Source organism: Microbacterium sp. NPDC064978, assembly GCF_044543605.1.
In the GTDB taxonomy this organism is placed as follows: domain Bacteria; phylum Actinomycetota; class Actinomycetes; order Actinomycetales; family Microbacteriaceae; genus Microbacterium; species Microbacterium meiriae.
Window position 1 is genome coordinate 1 of the sequence record NZ_JBITWF010000002.1, and the last position, 15,765, is coordinate 15,765.

The window sequence follows — 15,765 nt, forward strand, 5'->3', positions numbered from 1 at the left end:
GCCTCAGAAGAAGGGCTGCTCCTCAGCACCGACAACGGCGCCACCTTCACCCCCATCGCCGACGCCCCCCTGCTCTACACACTCGACGCCAAACCCAATGGCTCGCTCGCAGGAGTCGGAACCGACGGTGCCCTCTGGTCACAGAACACCGAAGGAACATGGCAACGCCTCGACGCGCTTCAAGGGGCCGCTCAGGCCTTCACCGCGATCGATGACGAACGCTTCATCGTTGTCGACGACCGCGGCATCGTCCAGATCACAGCAGACGACACAACCATCCTCGCCCCCGCCCGGTAGAGAAAGCCACCACCAGAACGGCCACCCATGGTCCCCCGCCGCAATCCCTTCCGACGCATATCCATCTTCATCGCGTGCGCCACAGTCCTCGCCCTACTTCTCGCCCTTGCGAGCTTCTACCTCATCGGAGCCATATTCAGATGACCCGCCACCTGCACCCAGCTCGGCACCGTCCACCAGCACACGTTCCCACGCGCACCAGCCACGTGTCCCCACAGCGGCGTCACGATCGCCTCGTACGTGTCGGGGCCTTCCTTCTCCTGGCCGCCGTCGCACTGATCGCGGCTCATCTCCTCATCGACACAACCGTTCCAGACCAATGGTCACTCTGGGCATACACGCTCGGAAGCTACGAAACAGCGTTCATCCTCGCAATCGTCGGACTGGCGCTCGTGCTGCGTGAACCCCCCGGGAGGCGCGGATGAATCTCAATGACTACTGGACCAACGCCTTTTGGTCCGTCATCCCCACGATCGCCGTCGTCGCAGCATTCTGGTTCGTCCTGCGGTCCATCATCAGAGCCGACCGCAACGAACGAAAAGCACACGCCAAGATCGAGCAACAACTCCGCGCGGAACGAAACCAACCACGCCAACTCGCATCGACAGACGACGAGCAAGATCAGCTACCTGAACGCCGGAAACGTCTACCGAAAGCAGATACCGGCGAACGTTAACGGCGGGCGTACGATGACGTGCGACGCGAGCTCGCCGGAAACGATCGTTTTCGGTCGGCAACTATCCCGACGGGCCGGAGCATCGCGGGCCTAGTCCCGATACCTGGTCATGCGCAGCAGTCGACGCTAGCGTCCGACTTGAGTCGCGGCGTCGTGAGACCGTCTTGACGCTGAGGCGTGGCGAAATTCCCAACCTCGGTCGACCGTGACCTGGGTTCATAGGCAGTGGGGTGCTAACTAACGTGTCGCAGGAGGTATTCTTGCCGTCTCTTGCAGTACAGGACATAGTGAAAGCAGAAGCCGATGACGAACGATAGCAATGCTTCGAGCCGTGAATACTCCGACACCGATGTTCCGACCAACGATTCCGATGGGACAGTCAAGCCCGGGGGCCTGGGGGAAGACAACACCATCCCCACGAACCCCGACGGGGTAGCCGCAGGCCTCTCCGACTCACCTTCGCACTTTAACCCAGAAGAAGACGAAGCCGCCGACGGGGACAACTGACGCTCCCGACTATCGCCTACGACCGAAGCACTCTCTCTGGTCCGCCAATCGAGCTCAACCCGTCTAGTGGTCGGAGTCGCGCGGCGAGTCTCGGACAGCGCGGGGGTCGGTAGCCCTGCTTACAACGTAAGCGGGTCTACCGTGGGCATACATCGGTCGGTCCTGCTGCACTCGCGGATAGGGTGCGTGCTTTGACCGGTGGGAGGGATGACGCGTCATGTCGAGAGAATCTAGCCGGGAGTCCAGAGGGTCAGCGGCCGGCCGCCTGAGCCGCGAACTCATTATCGAGACTGCTCTTGGCCAGATTGATCGCTCTGGTGCGCAGGGGCTCTCGATGCGTTCGCTCGCTCAGGAGTTGGGTGTGGAGGCGATGTCTCTTTACCGGTACGTGCACGGGCGTGAGGATCTGCTTGAGGGTGTGATCGCTCTGCTCCTCGGACAGTTGACATCGGACCTGGATGAGGAGTTGGCCGAGCATTGGCAAGGCTTTCTGCAGGATGTCGCCCATAAGGTGCGTCAGATCGCGATCGATCATCCTCAGGCATTTCCGTTAGTGGCGACCCGGCATCCCGCGGCCCCTTGGCTGCGCCCGCCGCTTCGTAGCGTCGAGGTGGTGAACACGTTCCTCAGCACCCTGCTGGGGCATGGGTTCACCGACGCTCAAGCGGTGGATGCGTACCGTGCCTTCAGTAGTTTCCTACTGGGTCAACTCTTGCTGGAGTCCGCGGTTCGGGGGGCTGAGACGGGCCCGGTGGAAGAACCGCTGGACGAAGGAGGCGCGGATATTCCCGAGCGTGACGGGAGCATCGGCTTGGATGACGCTCCGGAGGTCCGTCGGCTACGGGCTCTTCTGAGCGAGGACCATTCTGACGAAGAGTTCGAGGTATCGCTAGAAGTACTCCTCGACCGTCTCGCCCGAGAGCTGACCCAATAGACATGACGTGAGCGCCCAAGGCCGGGCAGACGTCAGCGTTTCCGAGGCGTTCCTCGAGTGGTGGTGTCCTCGGCTGTGTCATCGTCCGGGTCCACGTTCTGTCGGATCTCTCGGCCCTTCTCGACATCCTCCTGCTCCTTTGCGGCGGCCTTGTCGCTCTTGCGCGTGTCGCGTGGCGGGAGCTGGATGTCCTCCTCCGCTGCGATGCCGGCCTGCAGTTGGCGGCCGCGCTCGAGCTCAGCGTCGAACTCTGCCCCGAACAGCAGCGCGAGGTTGGCGATCCACAGCCAGAGCAGGAAGATGATGACGCCCGCGAGCGAGCCGTAGGTGCGGTCGTAGTTGGAGAAGTTGCCGACGTAGAACCCGAAGGCTGCGGTGGCGAGTGCGAGCACGATGATTGCCAGCAGGGCGCCCATGCTGATCCACCGGAATTTCGGCTGCTTCGCGTTTGGGGTGGCGTAGTAGAGGATGGCGACGACCAACACCACGATGAATATGAGCAACGGCCACTTGGCGATGGACCAGACCGTCTGGGGCACGTCGCCGATGCCGAGTGCGTCGCCGATCGCCTTGGTGACCGAGCCGGAGACGACAAGAATGATCGCGGCGATCACGAGCAGCACGATCGTGATCACGGTGACCAGCAGCTGGGCGGGCTTCAGCTTCCAGAACGGGCGCCCCTCCTCGATCTCGTAGATCCGGTTCATCGCACGGCTGAACGCTCCCACGTACCCGGATGCTGACCAGATCGCCAGCAGGATGCCGGTGACGAGGGCAAATCCGGCACCGGGGGATTCCGCGATCTGCTCGATCGGCCCGCGGATCGTGTCAACCGTGTCGCCGGGAGCGACCTGCTCGATGATTCCCAGCACCGCATCGCTGGCGGCTTTCCCCTGCCCAAAGACACCCAGCAGCGAGAAGATCGCAATCAGGCCCGGGAAGAGCGACAGCACAGCGTAATACGTCAGCGACGCAGCGATGTCCGTGCACTGGTCCGAGGAAAACTCGCGAATAGTCTTCCGCAGTACGTACTTCCAGGACCTCTTGTGCAGATCGTCCGGGGAATCCGGCTTGCCTGATGCTTCGGGGCCCGGGGCGTTGCGCGGGGCGGCGGGGGCTGTGCTGGTCATCGCAGGTTCCTTCGTAAAGGGGCGGGCCCGTCGTCTGACGGGCCCGCCCGATTCGTGCGGGGTCAGCTGTCGGAGATGTTCTCGCGAGCGTGCTGAGCCTGGTCTTTCACGTCGCTGGCCGCGCCCTGGACTTCGTCCTTAACGGTGGCGACGGAGTCCTGTGCCGACGACTTCACGGATTCGACCGACGCCTGCAGAGGCTCCTTCAGATGCTCGCCGACTTCTTTCGCAGCATCGGTGACCTCGTCAACCAGCGGCTGCGCCTGCTCCTTCACGGTTGCAGCGAGGTCCTTCTCCTTCGATGACGCGGGGATCAGCGACGCCGCGAGCAGGCCGGCACCGAACGCGATCAGTCCGACCGCCAGCGGGTTCCCTTCCGCTTTCGCGACCGCCCGGTCCTTCAGCTCTCCCGCGTGAGAGCCCGCATCCGACAGCGACGAGCCGGCGTCATCCGCGGCGCCCATCACACGCTCGCGCACGGAGGTGAACGCACCGCGCACCTTGCCGAGCTGTCGGTCCACGATCTTCGACGGGGAGACCTTATCGGCCAGGGCGTCCACGTCCATGCCGAGGTCGTGGCGGGTCCGCTCGATGTCGGCGCGGATCTCGTCGGGTGAATCGCTCATCGGTTCTCCTCATTTCTCTTCAGCGTTTCGGGGATCTCTTTCAGGGTGTCCACGGTCTGCGGGACGCCCTTCACTTGCTTGATCTGGCTGCGCCCGACCAGGAACAGGATCAGGGCAATGACTGCCCACAGGACCGCGACGACAACGCCGGACCAGCCGCCGCCCATCAGCGTTCCCAGAGCCCACCACAGCGCGACGGACAGGAAGAACACCGCCATCAGCGCGCCGTAGCCAGCCGCACCCATCAGGCCCGCACCCTTGGCGGACTTCGTGGCCGAGTCCTTCAACTCTGCTTTAGCGAGGGCGACCTCCTGGCGCATCAGCGTCGAAATGTCACGGGACACTTCCCCGAGCAGATCTCCGATCGAGGTCGATGCGGCTTTGGCTTCAGACGGTGTCGGGTCGGTCATAGCCGTCCTCCCTCAGAATGTCCGGACGGCTGGCGGCCGCCTGCGAGTACATGGGCGTGCCAGCGCCCGTGTCGTTCACCACGGGGACGGGCACGGACGGGTCAGGGTGCACCTGCGGAGGTGCCGGCGCGGGAGCGGACACGGGTGCGGCGTCTTTATCGTCGGAGGCGTTCGCGGCGAGGGCGCGGGTGAGGCGTCCCACAACGATGCCGCCGATCGCGGCGGCGAGGATGAACGTGCCGGGCTTGCGACGTGCGTACCGCTTGACCTCCGTGAGCACAGCACCAGGATCGCGGTCGCTGAGCCAGCTCGCGGCATCAGACAAACGCCCCGACACCTGCTGAACCAGATCGCTCGCGACGCCACTGCCTTCCGAATTGCTGGCCATGGAGCCGAGCTCGTCGCTGACAGAGCGGAGACCACCGGCGAGACGCTGCTGCTGGGTGTTCGCCTGCTCCGACAGCTCCCGCTGAGTCTGCGCGTACAGATCCTTCGCCTGCGTCTTCGCCTCCCCCACGACGGTCGCAGCCTCATCCTTGGCGGTGCCAAGAACGTCCTTCGCCTGGGTCGCCGCCGTGTCTTTCAGGTCGGTGGCTTCCTGCTTGACAGCATCCACCTTGCCCGAAGAACCGGGGGCGTTCACGCCCGAGCCGCTCGGGCTGGACGTCTCATAGTTGTCCGACATTAGTGCTCCTCTCGCGGACCGACCGAACAGTCGGTGGAACCCGTTCTAAACCGTCTCTCCCGCCTCGGTCAGGACCCTTGTTCCGAGCAGACTTACGGTGTATTCAGGCCGGGCACAGAAGAGCCTTACTTTGTAAGCCTGCATACAGTACGCGCCTCGATCCCCAGAGGCAACCACCTCCTGCGCTCGTTCCGAAAGCGCCTACTTTCGCCGTATGAACAGCAACGATTCCCACGAGCCCCGGGAACCCGGCGCACCCGTCTACGACAAGGACTCCTCTCACGCAGCCGTCCCCGTCGATGCGAATCACACTCTCCGCGCCGATGTCCACGAGCGTGAGAAAGCAGAATTCGGCGGGTTCAAATTCGGATCCGCGTTCTTCGGATGGCTGACCGCCATGGGCACCACCGTGCTCCTGACCGCCCTGGTCGCCGCGATCGGGGCCGCTGTCGGGCTCGGCAACGGCACCACCCCAGAGGAGGCCGCCGACGCCGCGACAGAGAACGTCGACGCGACCGGCATCATTAGCGCCATCGCGATCGGAATCGTCCTGCTCATCGCCTACTACGCCGGGGGCTACGTCGCCGGACGGATGGCCCGCTTCAGTGGAGTCAAGCAGGGTGTCGCGGTGTGGCTGTGGGCGATCGTGATCGCGATCATCCTCGCCATCGTCACCGCGATAGCCGGTTCCCAGTGGGACATCCTCGCCAACTTGCAGAGCTTCCCGCGCATCCCCGTCGCCCCCGAGACAGCCACTCTCACCGGCATCCTCACCGCCCTCGGTGCCGCTGTGGTCGCCCTCATCGGCGCGATCCTCGGCGGCCTTGCGGGGATGCGGTACCACCGCAGGGTCGACCGCGTGGGACTTGGCCGGTAACCCCTGCCGTCGTCGCCCCTGACACACCGACTTCCTCAACCACCCACCACCCGCACGACCGAACGAAAGGCAACACCAATGATCAGCGAACAGAACATCGCCAGCCTCATCGGGGCCACCGTCACGGACACTGACGGCAACAAGATCGGAAAGGTCGGCCAGATCTATGTCGACCCCACCAGCGGTCGGCCGAACTGGGCAACCGTAGCGACGGGCTTGTTCGGAACCTCGGAATCGTTCGTCCCGCTCGACCAGGCCGACGCCGTCGACGGAGATCTCCGAGTCCCGTACGCGAAAGACTTCGTCAAGGACGCACCTCGCATCGATGTTGGCACCGACCTCACCGACAACGAACAGGACGAGCTGTACACCTACTACGGAACCGGCGCCGCTCCCGTCGCCAACGCACCCGCGGACCGGGATGTGGCATCGACCGACGGCTACGACACCTCCGGACCGACGACCGACGACGCGATGACTCGGTCCGAGGAGCAGCTGCACGTCGGCACGGAGCGCGTCGAGACCGGCCGAGCCCGCCTCCGCAAGTACGTCGTCACCGAGCAGGAGACCGTCACGGTCCCCGTCAGCCACGAAGAGGTTCGTCTCGAGCGTGAACCCATCACGGAGGCGAACGTCGAAGACGCCCTGGATGGTCCGGACATCAGCGAGGAAGAGCACGAGGTCGTCCTCACGGAGGAGCGCCCCGTGGTCGAGAAGGAGACGGTGCCGGTCGAGCGTGTCCGCATCGGCACAGAAACCAAGACCGACACTGAGCAGGTCAGCGCAGAGGTCCGCAAGGAAGAGATCGAGCTCGAGGGCGACACCCACACCGACCGCTGACAACTCCCCGTCGTCAGCCCCACTGAAAGGAGAATCCGATGGGTATCGGAGATGACATCAAGAACACTGCCGAAGATCTGAAAGGCAAAGCCAAGGAATCTGTCGGCAAAGCAACCAACGACAAGTCGACCACAGCCGACGGCCACGCCGACCAGGCCAAGGCCAGCGCGAAGAAGGCTGGCGAGAACGTCAAGGACGCACTGTCCGACAACTAACAAATCCCGCTCCCTCGTATCCGGTGCCCACGCCCCCGCGGGCACCGGATACTTCTCTGCTCGGCACTCGGTGCTTGCGTCTCACTATTTCGCGTGCGGGTCTCCCGCACCGCGGAGACAACGGGGGCCAGGGCGCCGGAGAGTCAAAACACGCCAACGCGGCCGGTGAGCGTCTTGGTCGGACGCGAACACTAGCCGTCAAGGATCGGTGAGAGATGAAGATTCACGACACGACGATTTCCTTCGTCTCGCCTGCTTGCAGAGGTGTCCGTGGCGATACGACCGAGGAGTGCACGTCATGGGAAAGTTCTACGAAGGCGGACTGAAGGTCGACATCGAAGATCGGGCACTCAGCCATCTACAGCTCGTCATCTCGGCGAAGCTCCGCCGTGGTGAGCCCTTCGCGTTCACATGGAAAGACGATGCCGGTACGGGCGGTGGCCGCACAACGGTGTGGGTGCACTCCGGAAGTGCGCTGGTATTCAAGTATTTCGGCGGCCGGCAACCGGCAATCAATCGGGCGTGGGTCGCTGCTCTCGCCTTCGCCGCCAGCTCTCCCACGGGCCTGTACCTCACTCCCGAACGCGCCGAGGGCACTCGCCTCGAACGCGATCTGGATAGTGCACCAGCCTGACCCCAGCGCGCAAGCCCCTTAGGATCCCACCCACCCGGCTCCTACCCTGGTCGGATGAGCGAGCGCACCACACTTCAGACGCTTGTCACCATCGACGAGGCAAGTTTCATCCTCTCCCCGACGCAGGACGCGGAACAGCTCTGCGACGACCTAGAAGTGGCCGCCGCCAGCACAGGAAGAATCGTGCGCTTCAAAGATGCAGGAGATCGACTCGTCCGTTCCCTGGTCACGCCCTCCAGTCACGTGATCATCACCGAGGAAGAAGTGACACTGGATTCCGACCAGGCAGTGTTGACACTCGGCCTGTCCGGAAGCTGGGATCTGCTCTAGTCTGCAGCAGCTTCGATCTCAGGGGCATCCAGCACTTCGTCGACGAGCGTGATCCCGCCCGACGAATTCGCGGTGTGCATGAGCTGCTCGACCCACCTGAGACTGATCGGCGGCGGCTCAACTTCATCGAAAGTGAACCGTAGCGGAATCGACGGATGAATCCAGATCGTCGAACGCCCCCCCGGATCACCCTCGGGATGCTTCCACGACAACGTGAAGCTCTCATTACGACGCAACTTCGTCGCAATAACGATCTTCAGATGCGCGAGCGCCCGATCCTCAATATGAATCGGATCCCCGCCATCCCCGTACACAAGACTGGCCATGAGAACCACCCTAGTGACCCGGACCCACCCGAAGACCCAGTTTCGGCTACTGCTTACGGCAGGACCCGCGCCCTCCGGTCATGCCCGCGCCGGAAACGATCGTTTTCGGCTGGTCGCGCACCTGGTTGACGACGACCGCTGCCTTGCCATAGCCGATCGTTACAAAAGATTGAAGCGTAGGCCTCCGGCGATGCTGCGCGGTCAGCAGCAGATGGGAGGATCCTTGTGATCATGGAGATTGAGTTATTGCATATCGCGGGCTGTCCCAGCTGGATCGCCGCGGGCCACAATGTTGCCGAGGCGCTTCGGGAGACAGGCCATGGGGCCACGCCGTTGCGCTATCGACTCATCCGCACGGAGGAGGATGCCGCTGCGGTTCCCTTTGCCGGGTCTCCCACGATCACACTGAACGGGAAGGATCTGTTCCCCGGCGCGGATCACAGCGTCGCCTTAGCGTGTCGCGTCTACGCGACACCCGCGGGCGTGGCAGGTACGCCGACGGTTGATCAGATCCGGGAGGCGATCATCACTCGTGGCCGCTGAGTCAGACGAGACATGTACGTGTTGCGGGCGATCGTTGCCCCGAAGGAAATTGCATGCCCTTGGGAAGCGCGGGGTGTTCATCTGTCGCCGGTGCGGCTGGTGGGTTGCGCTTCGTCTGCGACGCGACCATCCACCGGATCACCAGGAGAGTTAGTCAGCAGTCCCTGTACAGTCAGCGTGTGCTGACTTTTGCTTTCGTCTCGATGCAATGAACGAGACGCCCCTACTCGCCCTCTTCTAAACCTCCCTACCTTGGCGACGCCCGCCACCGATCTGGAGCATCCGTCTTGAAACCCCCCGTCAAGGTCGCCCTCGTCACCGGCTCCACCCTCACCGTGCTCGCCATTATGGCGCTCGTGGTCGTCCTGATGACCCGCCCCGCAGCTCCGGAATCCCGCACAGAAGGTGCACTGCCTGGTACCCGTGCGGATTCGCATGTGCTCGACGCGGCCGGGCCAGACGCTCCGACGCTGGTTGAGTTCCTCGACTTCGAGTGCGAAGCGTGCGGTGCGTTCTATCCGGTCGTCGAGCAGATCCGCGAACAGTACGAGGGTGGAATCAACTACGTCGTTCGCTACTACCCCCTCCCCGGACACTTCAATTCGATGAACGCCGCCCTGGCTGCGGAAGCCGCGTCCGAGCAGGGGAAGTTCGAGGAGATGTATCAGCGCCTGTTCGAAACGCAGACTCAGTGGGGCGAACAGCAGACCTCGCGAGCGGACCTGTTCCGTACCTTCGCGGAGGACCTCGGGTTGGATTTGGGTGCCTATGACGCGGCTGTAGCCGCCCCGGCGACTAGGGAGAGAGTCGAAGCTGACTTCAACGATGGACAGTATCTTGGGGTCAGCGGCACGCCATCATTTTTCCTGGATGGCGAGAAGCTTGAACTCACTCAGCTCAGCGACCTGACTAACGCACTCGACGAGGCGACCAACCGTTGACCTCGAGTGTTCGAACCCTCTCGCGTCCTGCCGCCGCAATCAGCCCTCCTACCGCATCCGCGCATTAGCGGCTGCCCTAGACGTCTCATTCTTGGGTCTCATCGCCGCCGCGGATCATAAGGAACGCTCCGGCGATCGCAGCAGCGAAGATCACAATGTCCGCGACATTTCCGATGAACCAGTTCCCGTAGGCGAGGAAGTCCACGACGTGTCCGCGGGCGAACCCGGGATCTCGGAAGAGACGGTCGCCTGCGTGTGATGCTGCGGCTCCTCCGAGCGCGCCGATGATGATCGCCCATCCCAGGCGTTGAACTCGAAACGCGAACACGATCGCTGTAACGGTGGCGGCGACAGCGAGCAGCGCGAACACCCAGGTGAAGTCTTCGCCGAAGGAGAAGGCGGCACCAGGGTTGTACGCAAGCTGCAGGCCCAGCAGGTCGCCCGCCAGCGGGATGCGCTCGCGCTCCGTGAGAGTCGCTACCGCCCACACTTTCGTTCCCTGATCGATCAGGACGACGAACACGGCGATCAGGAGCGCTCCAACCGTGAGTTGCCAGCGCGGCGCCGACGGCACTTTTCGCGCAATAGACGGGCGAGCTTCGGCCTCGGACGACATCATCCGAGGACCTCAATCAGGCGAACGATGACGCCGGATTCGATCAGTATGAACAGCCCGAGACCGATGAATACGGCCGGTACGAGCCAGTGCTCGACTCGTTCCAGCCCCTCGGTGACGGCCTTGTTGGTGCCGATCAGCCGTCCGGCAGCGCACCAGACGGCGACGAGGATGAGGAACACGACGATCATGACGACGACGTCGCCGGGCGCGCTGGTGCGGAAGATCGGCGTGTAAAGGGAGATGTTGTCGGCCCCGTTGGCGATCGTGATCCCGGCGACGCCCCACAACCCGACCGCTGTGATCTTGGCGTCATCATCATCGTCATCACCGTTTCGACGCAAGCCACGTACGAGCGTCCAGATGCCGATGCCGAGCGGGATCAGCCCGAGGAAGCCCACCCACTCGTCCGGGACGATCGTGAGGCCGAGCGCGGCGATCACGCTGATCACGACGAGGGTGATGAACCCGAAGTACTGGCCTGCGACGATCTGCCACGGTCGCGGCTTTCCTCGGCTGGAAGCGAGGAACAGCACGGTGAGCACGACAATGTCATCGATGTTGGTCGCAGCGAACAGGCCGATCGCTGATCCGATGGTCGCGAGCATCAGCTCTTCACTCGCGGAGTGCGGGCGGCGCGCAGGCCGTTGAGAATAACGATGACCTCGGCGACCTCGTGGACCAGGACGACCGCCGCGAGCCCGAGGACACCGAAGAGCGCGAGCGGGAGCAGTGCGGTGATGATCAGCAGCGACAGGATGATGTTCTGGTTGATGATCCGTCGTCCCCGTCGGGCGTGGTCAAACGCGCGCGGGATCAGACGCAGATCGTGACCGGTGAACGCGACGTCGGCGGATTCGATCGCTGCGTCGGAGCCGGTCGCGCCCATCGCGATGCCGATGTCTGCGCCGGCGAGAGCCGGGGCATCATTGATTCCGTCACCGATCATCGCGACCGGCCCTACCTTCGACAACTCCGCGATCGCGGTCGCCTTGTCCTCCGGACGCAACTCGGCTCGCACGTCACTGATCCCGGCCTGCGCACCAAGCGCACGGGCAGTCCGGGCGTTGTCGCCGGTGAGCATCGTCACGCCGACGCCCTGGCCGGTGAGCGTTCGGACCACCTCGGGGACTTCTGGGCGCAGCTCGTCACGGACGCCGATCGCGGCGACCGGCGTCCCGTCACGATGCACGATCACGACGGTCATGCCCTGCTCTTCGAGCTCCGCGACCCGATCCCCGAGCGCGCCGGCGTCCAGCCAGCGGGGGCTTCCCACAGTGATTCTCGAGTCGTCGACCGTGCCGTCAATGCCGTGACCAGCCCGCTCGGTCACGTCCGCAGCGGCTGTGACACCCGGAGCGGCCGCCGTGATCGCGGCAGCGAGAGGATGCGTGCTGTGCTGCTCCAGCGCTGCCGCCCACGCCAGCGCCTGAGCCTCCGACACGCCATCTGCGGTGAGGACAGCGGTAACGATGGGCTCGTTGCGGGTGAGGGTGCCGGTCTTGTCGAGGGCAACGTGCCGGACGGTGCCGAAGCGCTCGAAGACGGCACCGGACTTGATGATCACGCCGAACTTGCTTGCGGCGCCGATCGCGGCGACGACCGTGAGTGGCACCGAGATTGCGAGTGCACACGGAGAAGCCGCGACCAGCACGACAAGCGCGCGGGTGATCCACACCTCTGGATCGCCCAGCAGCGACCCGATGATCGCGACGAGCGCCGCGAGGATCAGAACACCGGGCACCAGCGGGCGGGCGATCCTGTCCGCGAGACGAGCACGCTCGCCCTTCTCTGTCTGCGCTTTCTCTACCAGCTCCACGATCGTAGTGAGCGAGTTGTCGGTGCCAGCAGCCGTCGTCTCGACCTCCAGCGCACCGGCACTGTTGATCGCACCCGCCGACACCGCATCGCCGGGCTCCACCTCTACCGGGATCGATTCGCCGGTGATCGCCGAGGTATCCAGGCTCGAGCGACCAGAACGCACGACCCCATCGGTCGCGATCCGCTCGCCCGGCCGGACCACCATGACCTGGCCGACCGTCAGCTCTCTCGCCTGCACCTGCACAGTAGTGTCGCCCTGCAGGATCGTGGCTGTTTCCGGTACGAGCTTGAGCAGTGCGCGCAGGCCGCCGCGGGCACGGTCCATCGCCTTGTCCTCGAGCGCCTCAGCGATCGAGTACAGGAACGCGAGAGCTGCGGCCTCCTCCACGTAGCCGAGGATGACTGCACCGATGGCGCTGATCGTCATCAGCAGACCGATGCCCAGCTTGCCCTTGAACAGCTTTCGAACCGCTCCCGGCGTAAACGTCGAGGCACCCAGCAGCAGACCGACCCAGAACAGCACCAGCGCGGGGATCTCCTGGCCAGACCACTCCAAGATCAGGCCGGCCAGGAACGCGACCCCGGAGAAAACCGGCACCAGAACTCCGCGGTCTTTCCACCAGGGGCGCTCGGCCTCTTCGATTTCCTCGTCCACCGCGCTGGCAGGCTCGTGCTCGCAGCCACACGCCGCGCTCACGCGTCCACCCCCGTCGCACAGCAACCGGCCACCGTACACGCTGAGTCCACGCACGGCGCGTGCTCATCCACAGCCAGCGTCACATCCACCAGCGCAATGAGGGCAGCAGCGAGGTGCGGATCGGCGATCTCATAGCGAGTCTGGCGGCCTTCTGGTTCCGCGACGACGATTCCGCAATCGCGCAGGCACGTCAGGTGGTTCGACACGTTCGAACGAGTGAGTACCAGATCGCGCGAGAGGACGGCCGGATAGCTGGGCCCCTGGAGCAGGGTCATCAGGATCCGGGAGCGCGTCGGATCGGCCATCGCCCGGCCAAGCCGGTTCATTACATCGATACGGGAAGCAATAGTCAGCACGTACTGAACTATACAGCCATCGGTGACCAATCGCGATCGTCGAAAGAGGACTCGAGTAAGGCTTCCAGCGTCGTTGGTGGGCCCGGAGTATCCCCACGTCAGAGCGATCCTAAGCAGCAGGCTGTCGCAGCGCAGATGCCGACCGGCGCGTTTCCCGCTCCCACGCCTGGGTTGCGACCTGCACGGCGTCCCACGGTGAGCCGAGCGGGGGCGTGTACGACAGGTCGAGGTCACTCATCGCCGCGACAGTCATGCCGTGGTGCAGAGCCGTGGCGTAGGTGTCGACGCGCTTGGAGATTTCGGCACCGCGGGTGCCGACGAGCTGCGCGCCGAGCAGACGGCCGTCGTTGGTGTCTCCGGTGATGCGGATGCTGATGGGCGTGGCGCCCGGGTAGTACCGTTTGTGGTCGTCCGCGATCGCGGTGTGACTGTGCGGGGCGAAGCTGGCGGCTGTGGCTTCGTGGTCGCGGAGCCCCGTGCGTGCGGCCACGACGTCGAAGACCTTCACGACCTGCGTGCCGAGGCTCCCTGCAAATCGGGTGTCGCCGCCGATCGCGTTCTCCCCTGCGACGCGCCCTTGCTTATGCGCCGTGGTGCCGAGAGGAAGGTATGTGACGCCGAGCAGGCGGTGATGGGTGACCACCCCGTCGCCGGCCGCCCACACGTTCGGCAGGCCGGTGCGCATCTGTTCGTCGACGACGACAGCGCCGCCCGCTCCCGTGGTTGCGCCGGCTGCGGTGAGGAGGCTGGTGTTGGGTCGCACGCCGACGACGACGAGGACCACGTCAGCGTTGCGGGAGAATGCTTCGCCGTCACGGGTGCCGGTGACGGCGATCCGTCCGGCTTCACGGGCGACGGCTTCGACGCGCGTGCCGGTGAGGACGTCGACGCCGTGTCGGGTGAGTTCGTCGTGGACGAGGGAGCCGAGTTCGGGATCGAGGGTGGAGAGGACTTCGGGGCCGCGCTGCAGCTGGGTGACCTGGAGGCCCCGCACGGTGAGCGCTTCGGCCATTTCGAGGCCGACGTAGCCAGCTCCGACGATGATTGCCGTCTCGGGCTGATGTTCGTCGAGGTACTTCTCGAGCGCGAAGGTGTCGCCCATCGAGTGCAGCAGGTGCACGCCGTCGTCGGGCCCGAGCTGGTCGAGGCCTGCGATGCCGGCGATTGACGGGGATGCTCCGGTGCCGACCATGAGTTCGTCGTACGCGATGGTCGATTCGCTGCCGTGCGCGTCGCGGACCGTGAGTCGTCGGCTGTCGACGTCGATACCCGTGGCGAGGGTGTCCAGGCGGAGGTTCATGCCGGTGGCTTCGAGATCCGCGTGGGTGCGGTGGGCGAGCGACTGCCAGGGCTGCACCTCGCGGGAGAAGTAGTACGGGATGCCGCAGATCGAGAAGTTCGGATACGCATCGGCTACCACGACGGTGACGTCGACGGACGGGTCGAGTTCGCGGGCCCGGAGGGCGGTGGAGATTCCAGCGTCGCTTCCGCCGATCGCTACAAGATGCATGAGGGTGCCTTTCAGGGCTGGTTTTCGAGTTGCTGAGGGACCACGACGTCGCCGGCCGTGCGGGAGGCGGTCGGGTAGAGGGCGAGCAGCACAGCGAGGCCGATCGCAGCCCCGACGAGCTGTGCAGCGATGAACGGCGCGACAGAGGCGGGCGCAATGCCGGCAAAGGTGTCGGTGAACATGCGGGCGATCGTCACCGCGGGATTCGCGAACGACGTAGAGCTTGTGAACCAGTACGCGGCGCCGATGTACGCACCGACCGCGGCCGCCGTGGCAGATCCCTTGCCCGTGCGCGCGAGCGCGAAGATCAACAGCACCAGTCCCGCCGTGGCGACCACCTCCCCGACCAGGTGTCCACCGGTCGCGCGATCATTCGATGAGAGCGCGGGGGCCGCGTCGAACATCACTCCCGCCAAGAACGTTCCGGTGATACCGCCGAGAACTTGCGCGAGCACGTACGGGGCGAGGTCGCGCAGCGGGAGTCCCGTCCGGGCGCGGCGTCCGAGCAGCCAATCCGCGATCGACACCACGGGGTTGAAGTGCGCACCGGACACGGGGCCCAGCATGAGGATCAGGACCGTCAGACCGAGCGCGGTGGTCAGGCTGTTCTCCAGCAGTTGGAGGCCGACGTCATCCGGCGAGAGTCGCTGCGCCGCGATGCCGGAACCCACAACGATCGTGACGAGCAGGCCAGTTCCAAGGAACTCGGCAGCAGCTCGGCGCAGCAGGTGAGGTCGCGCGGGCTCGGACTGGGAGCGGGTAGCAATGTTCATGTCGGCTTATCTTGACCCGAG

The 15,765-nt window shown here is 64.6% G+C and carries 21 protein-coding genes and 1 pseudogene; 11 read left to right on the top strand and 11 right to left on the bottom strand.

Translation table 11 applies throughout. From position 1 onward, the window contains the following. From ACIGJI_RS06930 to ACIGJI_RS06945, 4 genes and pseudogenes are all read left to right on the top strand, one after another. A pseudogene (locus tag ACIGJI_RS06930) lies at positions 1-297 on the top strand (hypothetical protein); the annotation flags it as partial. 421 nt (positions 298-718) lie between these two features. Beyond that, positions 719-973, top strand: a complete 255-nt coding sequence (locus tag ACIGJI_RS06935) for a hypothetical protein (protein WP_074731521.1) — start codon at positions 719-721, stop codon at positions 971-973. A 303-nt stretch (positions 974-1,276) separates the two neighbouring features. Continuing rightward, complete coding sequence (locus tag ACIGJI_RS06940) at positions 1,277-1,480, top strand: hypothetical protein (protein WP_259953503.1); 204 nt, start codon at positions 1,277-1,279, stop codon at positions 1,478-1,480. 217 nt (positions 1,481-1,697) lie between these two features. Continuing rightward, positions 1,698-2,414: a TetR/AcrR family transcriptional regulator C-terminal domain-containing protein gene (locus ACIGJI_RS06945; RefSeq protein ID WP_259953504.1), complete on the top strand. Its 717-nt coding sequence runs from the start codon at positions 1,698-1,700 to the stop codon at positions 2,412-2,414. Positions 2,415-2,446: 32 nt separating this feature from the next. On the opposite strand, the gene ACIGJI_RS06950 is transcribed toward ACIGJI_RS06945, so the two are convergent. The 4 genes from ACIGJI_RS06950 to ACIGJI_RS06965 all read right to left on the bottom strand — a co-directional run bounded on the left by ACIGJI_RS06950 (position 2,447) and on the right by ACIGJI_RS06965 (position 5,265). Then, on the bottom strand, positions 2,447-3,544 hold the full coding sequence (locus ACIGJI_RS06950; RefSeq protein WP_259953506.1) for a YihY/virulence factor BrkB family protein: 1,098 nt from the start codon (positions 3,542-3,544) through the stop codon (positions 2,447-2,449). Positions 3,545-3,606: 62 nt separating this feature from the next. Beyond that, positions 3,607-4,170 (bottom strand): DUF3618 domain-containing protein, encoded by a 564-nt coding sequence (locus ACIGJI_RS06955; RefSeq protein ID WP_259953508.1) that lies wholly within the window; start codon positions 4,168-4,170, stop codon positions 3,607-3,609. Beyond that, positions 4,167-4,580: a phage holin family protein gene (locus ACIGJI_RS06960; protein WP_046746438.1), complete on the bottom strand. Its 414-nt coding sequence runs from the start codon at positions 4,578-4,580 to the stop codon at positions 4,167-4,169. The genes ACIGJI_RS06955 and ACIGJI_RS06960 overlap by 4 nt, the downstream gene beginning before the upstream one ends. Then, a complete protein-coding gene (locus tag ACIGJI_RS06965) occupies positions 4,558-5,265 on the bottom strand; it encodes a hypothetical protein (RefSeq protein WP_259953511.1) in 708 nt (235 codons plus the stop codon). The genes ACIGJI_RS06960 and ACIGJI_RS06965 overlap by 23 nt, the downstream gene beginning before the upstream one ends. A 214-nt stretch (positions 5,266-5,479) precedes the next feature. Between ACIGJI_RS06965 and ACIGJI_RS06970 the strand changes: the two genes are divergently transcribed. The 5 genes from ACIGJI_RS06970 (at position 5,480) to ACIGJI_RS06990 (ending at position 8,161) form a co-directional block, all read left to right on the top strand. Further along, positions 5,480-6,142: a hypothetical protein gene (locus tag ACIGJI_RS06970; protein ID WP_259953512.1), complete on the top strand. Its 663-nt coding sequence runs from the start codon at positions 5,480-5,482 to the stop codon at positions 6,140-6,142. Between the two features lie 78 nt (positions 6,143-6,220). Then, complete coding sequence (locus tag ACIGJI_RS06975) at positions 6,221-6,982, top strand: PRC and DUF2382 domain-containing protein (protein ID WP_259953513.1); 762 nt, start codon at positions 6,221-6,223, stop codon at positions 6,980-6,982. 38 nt (positions 6,983-7,020) lie between these two features. Then, complete coding sequence (locus ACIGJI_RS06980) at positions 7,021-7,197, top strand: CsbD family protein (protein WP_082066565.1); 177 nt, start codon at positions 7,021-7,023, stop codon at positions 7,195-7,197. A 298-nt stretch (positions 7,198-7,495) separates the two neighbouring features. After that, the gene (locus tag ACIGJI_RS06985; protein WP_259953514.1) at positions 7,496-7,831 is read left to right on the top strand and encodes an ATP-dependent DNA ligase; all 336 of its coding nucleotides are present in this window, start codon (positions 7,496-7,498) and stop codon (positions 7,829-7,831) included. Between the two features lie 54 nt (positions 7,832-7,885). Further along, positions 7,886-8,161, top strand: coding sequence for a hypothetical protein (locus tag ACIGJI_RS06990; protein WP_259953516.1), 276 nt, complete (start codon positions 7,886-7,888; stop codon positions 8,159-8,161). Here ACIGJI_RS06990 and ACIGJI_RS06995 read toward each other — a convergent pair. Next, positions 8,158-8,487, bottom strand: coding sequence for a hypothetical protein (locus ACIGJI_RS06995; RefSeq protein WP_363444616.1), 330 nt, complete (start codon positions 8,485-8,487; stop codon positions 8,158-8,160). The genes ACIGJI_RS06990 and ACIGJI_RS06995 overlap by 4 nt on opposite strands. Positions 8,488-8,718: 231 nt before the next feature. Here ACIGJI_RS06995 and ACIGJI_RS07000 point away from each other — a divergent pair, with 231 nt between their 5' ends. Beyond that, positions 8,719-9,030, top strand: coding sequence for a hypothetical protein (locus tag ACIGJI_RS07000; RefSeq protein ID WP_045264357.1), 312 nt, complete (start codon positions 8,719-8,721; stop codon positions 9,028-9,030). A gap of 287 nt (positions 9,031-9,317) precedes the next feature. Then, on the top strand, positions 9,318-9,971 hold the full coding sequence (locus ACIGJI_RS07005; RefSeq protein ID WP_045264183.1) for a thioredoxin domain-containing protein: 654 nt from the start codon (positions 9,318-9,320) through the stop codon (positions 9,969-9,971). A gap of 85 nt (positions 9,972-10,056) precedes the next feature. Here the strand turns inward: ACIGJI_RS07005 and ACIGJI_RS07010 are convergent, their stop codons facing one another. The 6 genes from ACIGJI_RS07010 to ACIGJI_RS07035 form a co-directional block, all read right to left on the bottom strand. Continuing rightward, positions 10,057-10,590 (bottom strand): signal peptidase II, encoded by a 534-nt coding sequence (locus ACIGJI_RS07010; RefSeq protein ID WP_227991975.1) that lies wholly within the window; start codon positions 10,588-10,590, stop codon positions 10,057-10,059. Further along, entirely contained in the window at positions 10,587-11,195 is a 609-nt protein-coding gene (locus tag ACIGJI_RS07015; protein ID WP_045264185.1) for a cadmium resistance transporter, read from the bottom strand. The genes ACIGJI_RS07010 and ACIGJI_RS07015 overlap by 4 nt, the downstream gene beginning before the upstream one ends. After that, positions 11,195-13,105 (bottom strand): cation-translocating P-type ATPase, encoded by a 1,911-nt coding sequence (locus tag ACIGJI_RS07020; protein ID WP_182252218.1) that lies wholly within the window; start codon positions 13,103-13,105, stop codon positions 11,195-11,197. Before ACIGJI_RS07020 ends, ACIGJI_RS07015 begins: the two co-directional genes overlap by 1 nt. Beyond that, positions 13,102-13,461, bottom strand: coding sequence for a helix-turn-helix transcriptional regulator (locus tag ACIGJI_RS07025; RefSeq protein WP_045264358.1), 360 nt, complete (start codon positions 13,459-13,461; stop codon positions 13,102-13,104). Before ACIGJI_RS07025 ends, ACIGJI_RS07020 begins: the two co-directional genes overlap by 4 nt. A 109-nt stretch (positions 13,462-13,570) precedes the next feature. Then, positions 13,571-14,971: an FAD-dependent oxidoreductase gene (locus ACIGJI_RS07030; protein WP_045264187.1), complete on the bottom strand. Its 1,401-nt coding sequence runs from the start codon at positions 14,969-14,971 to the stop codon at positions 13,571-13,573. Positions 14,972-14,982: 11 nt separating this feature from the next. Beyond that, on the bottom strand, positions 14,983-15,744 hold the full coding sequence (locus ACIGJI_RS07035; RefSeq protein ID WP_363444622.1) for an MIP/aquaporin family protein: 762 nt from the start codon (positions 15,742-15,744) through the stop codon (positions 14,983-14,985). Between the last annotated feature and the right edge of the window lie 21 nt (positions 15,745-15,765).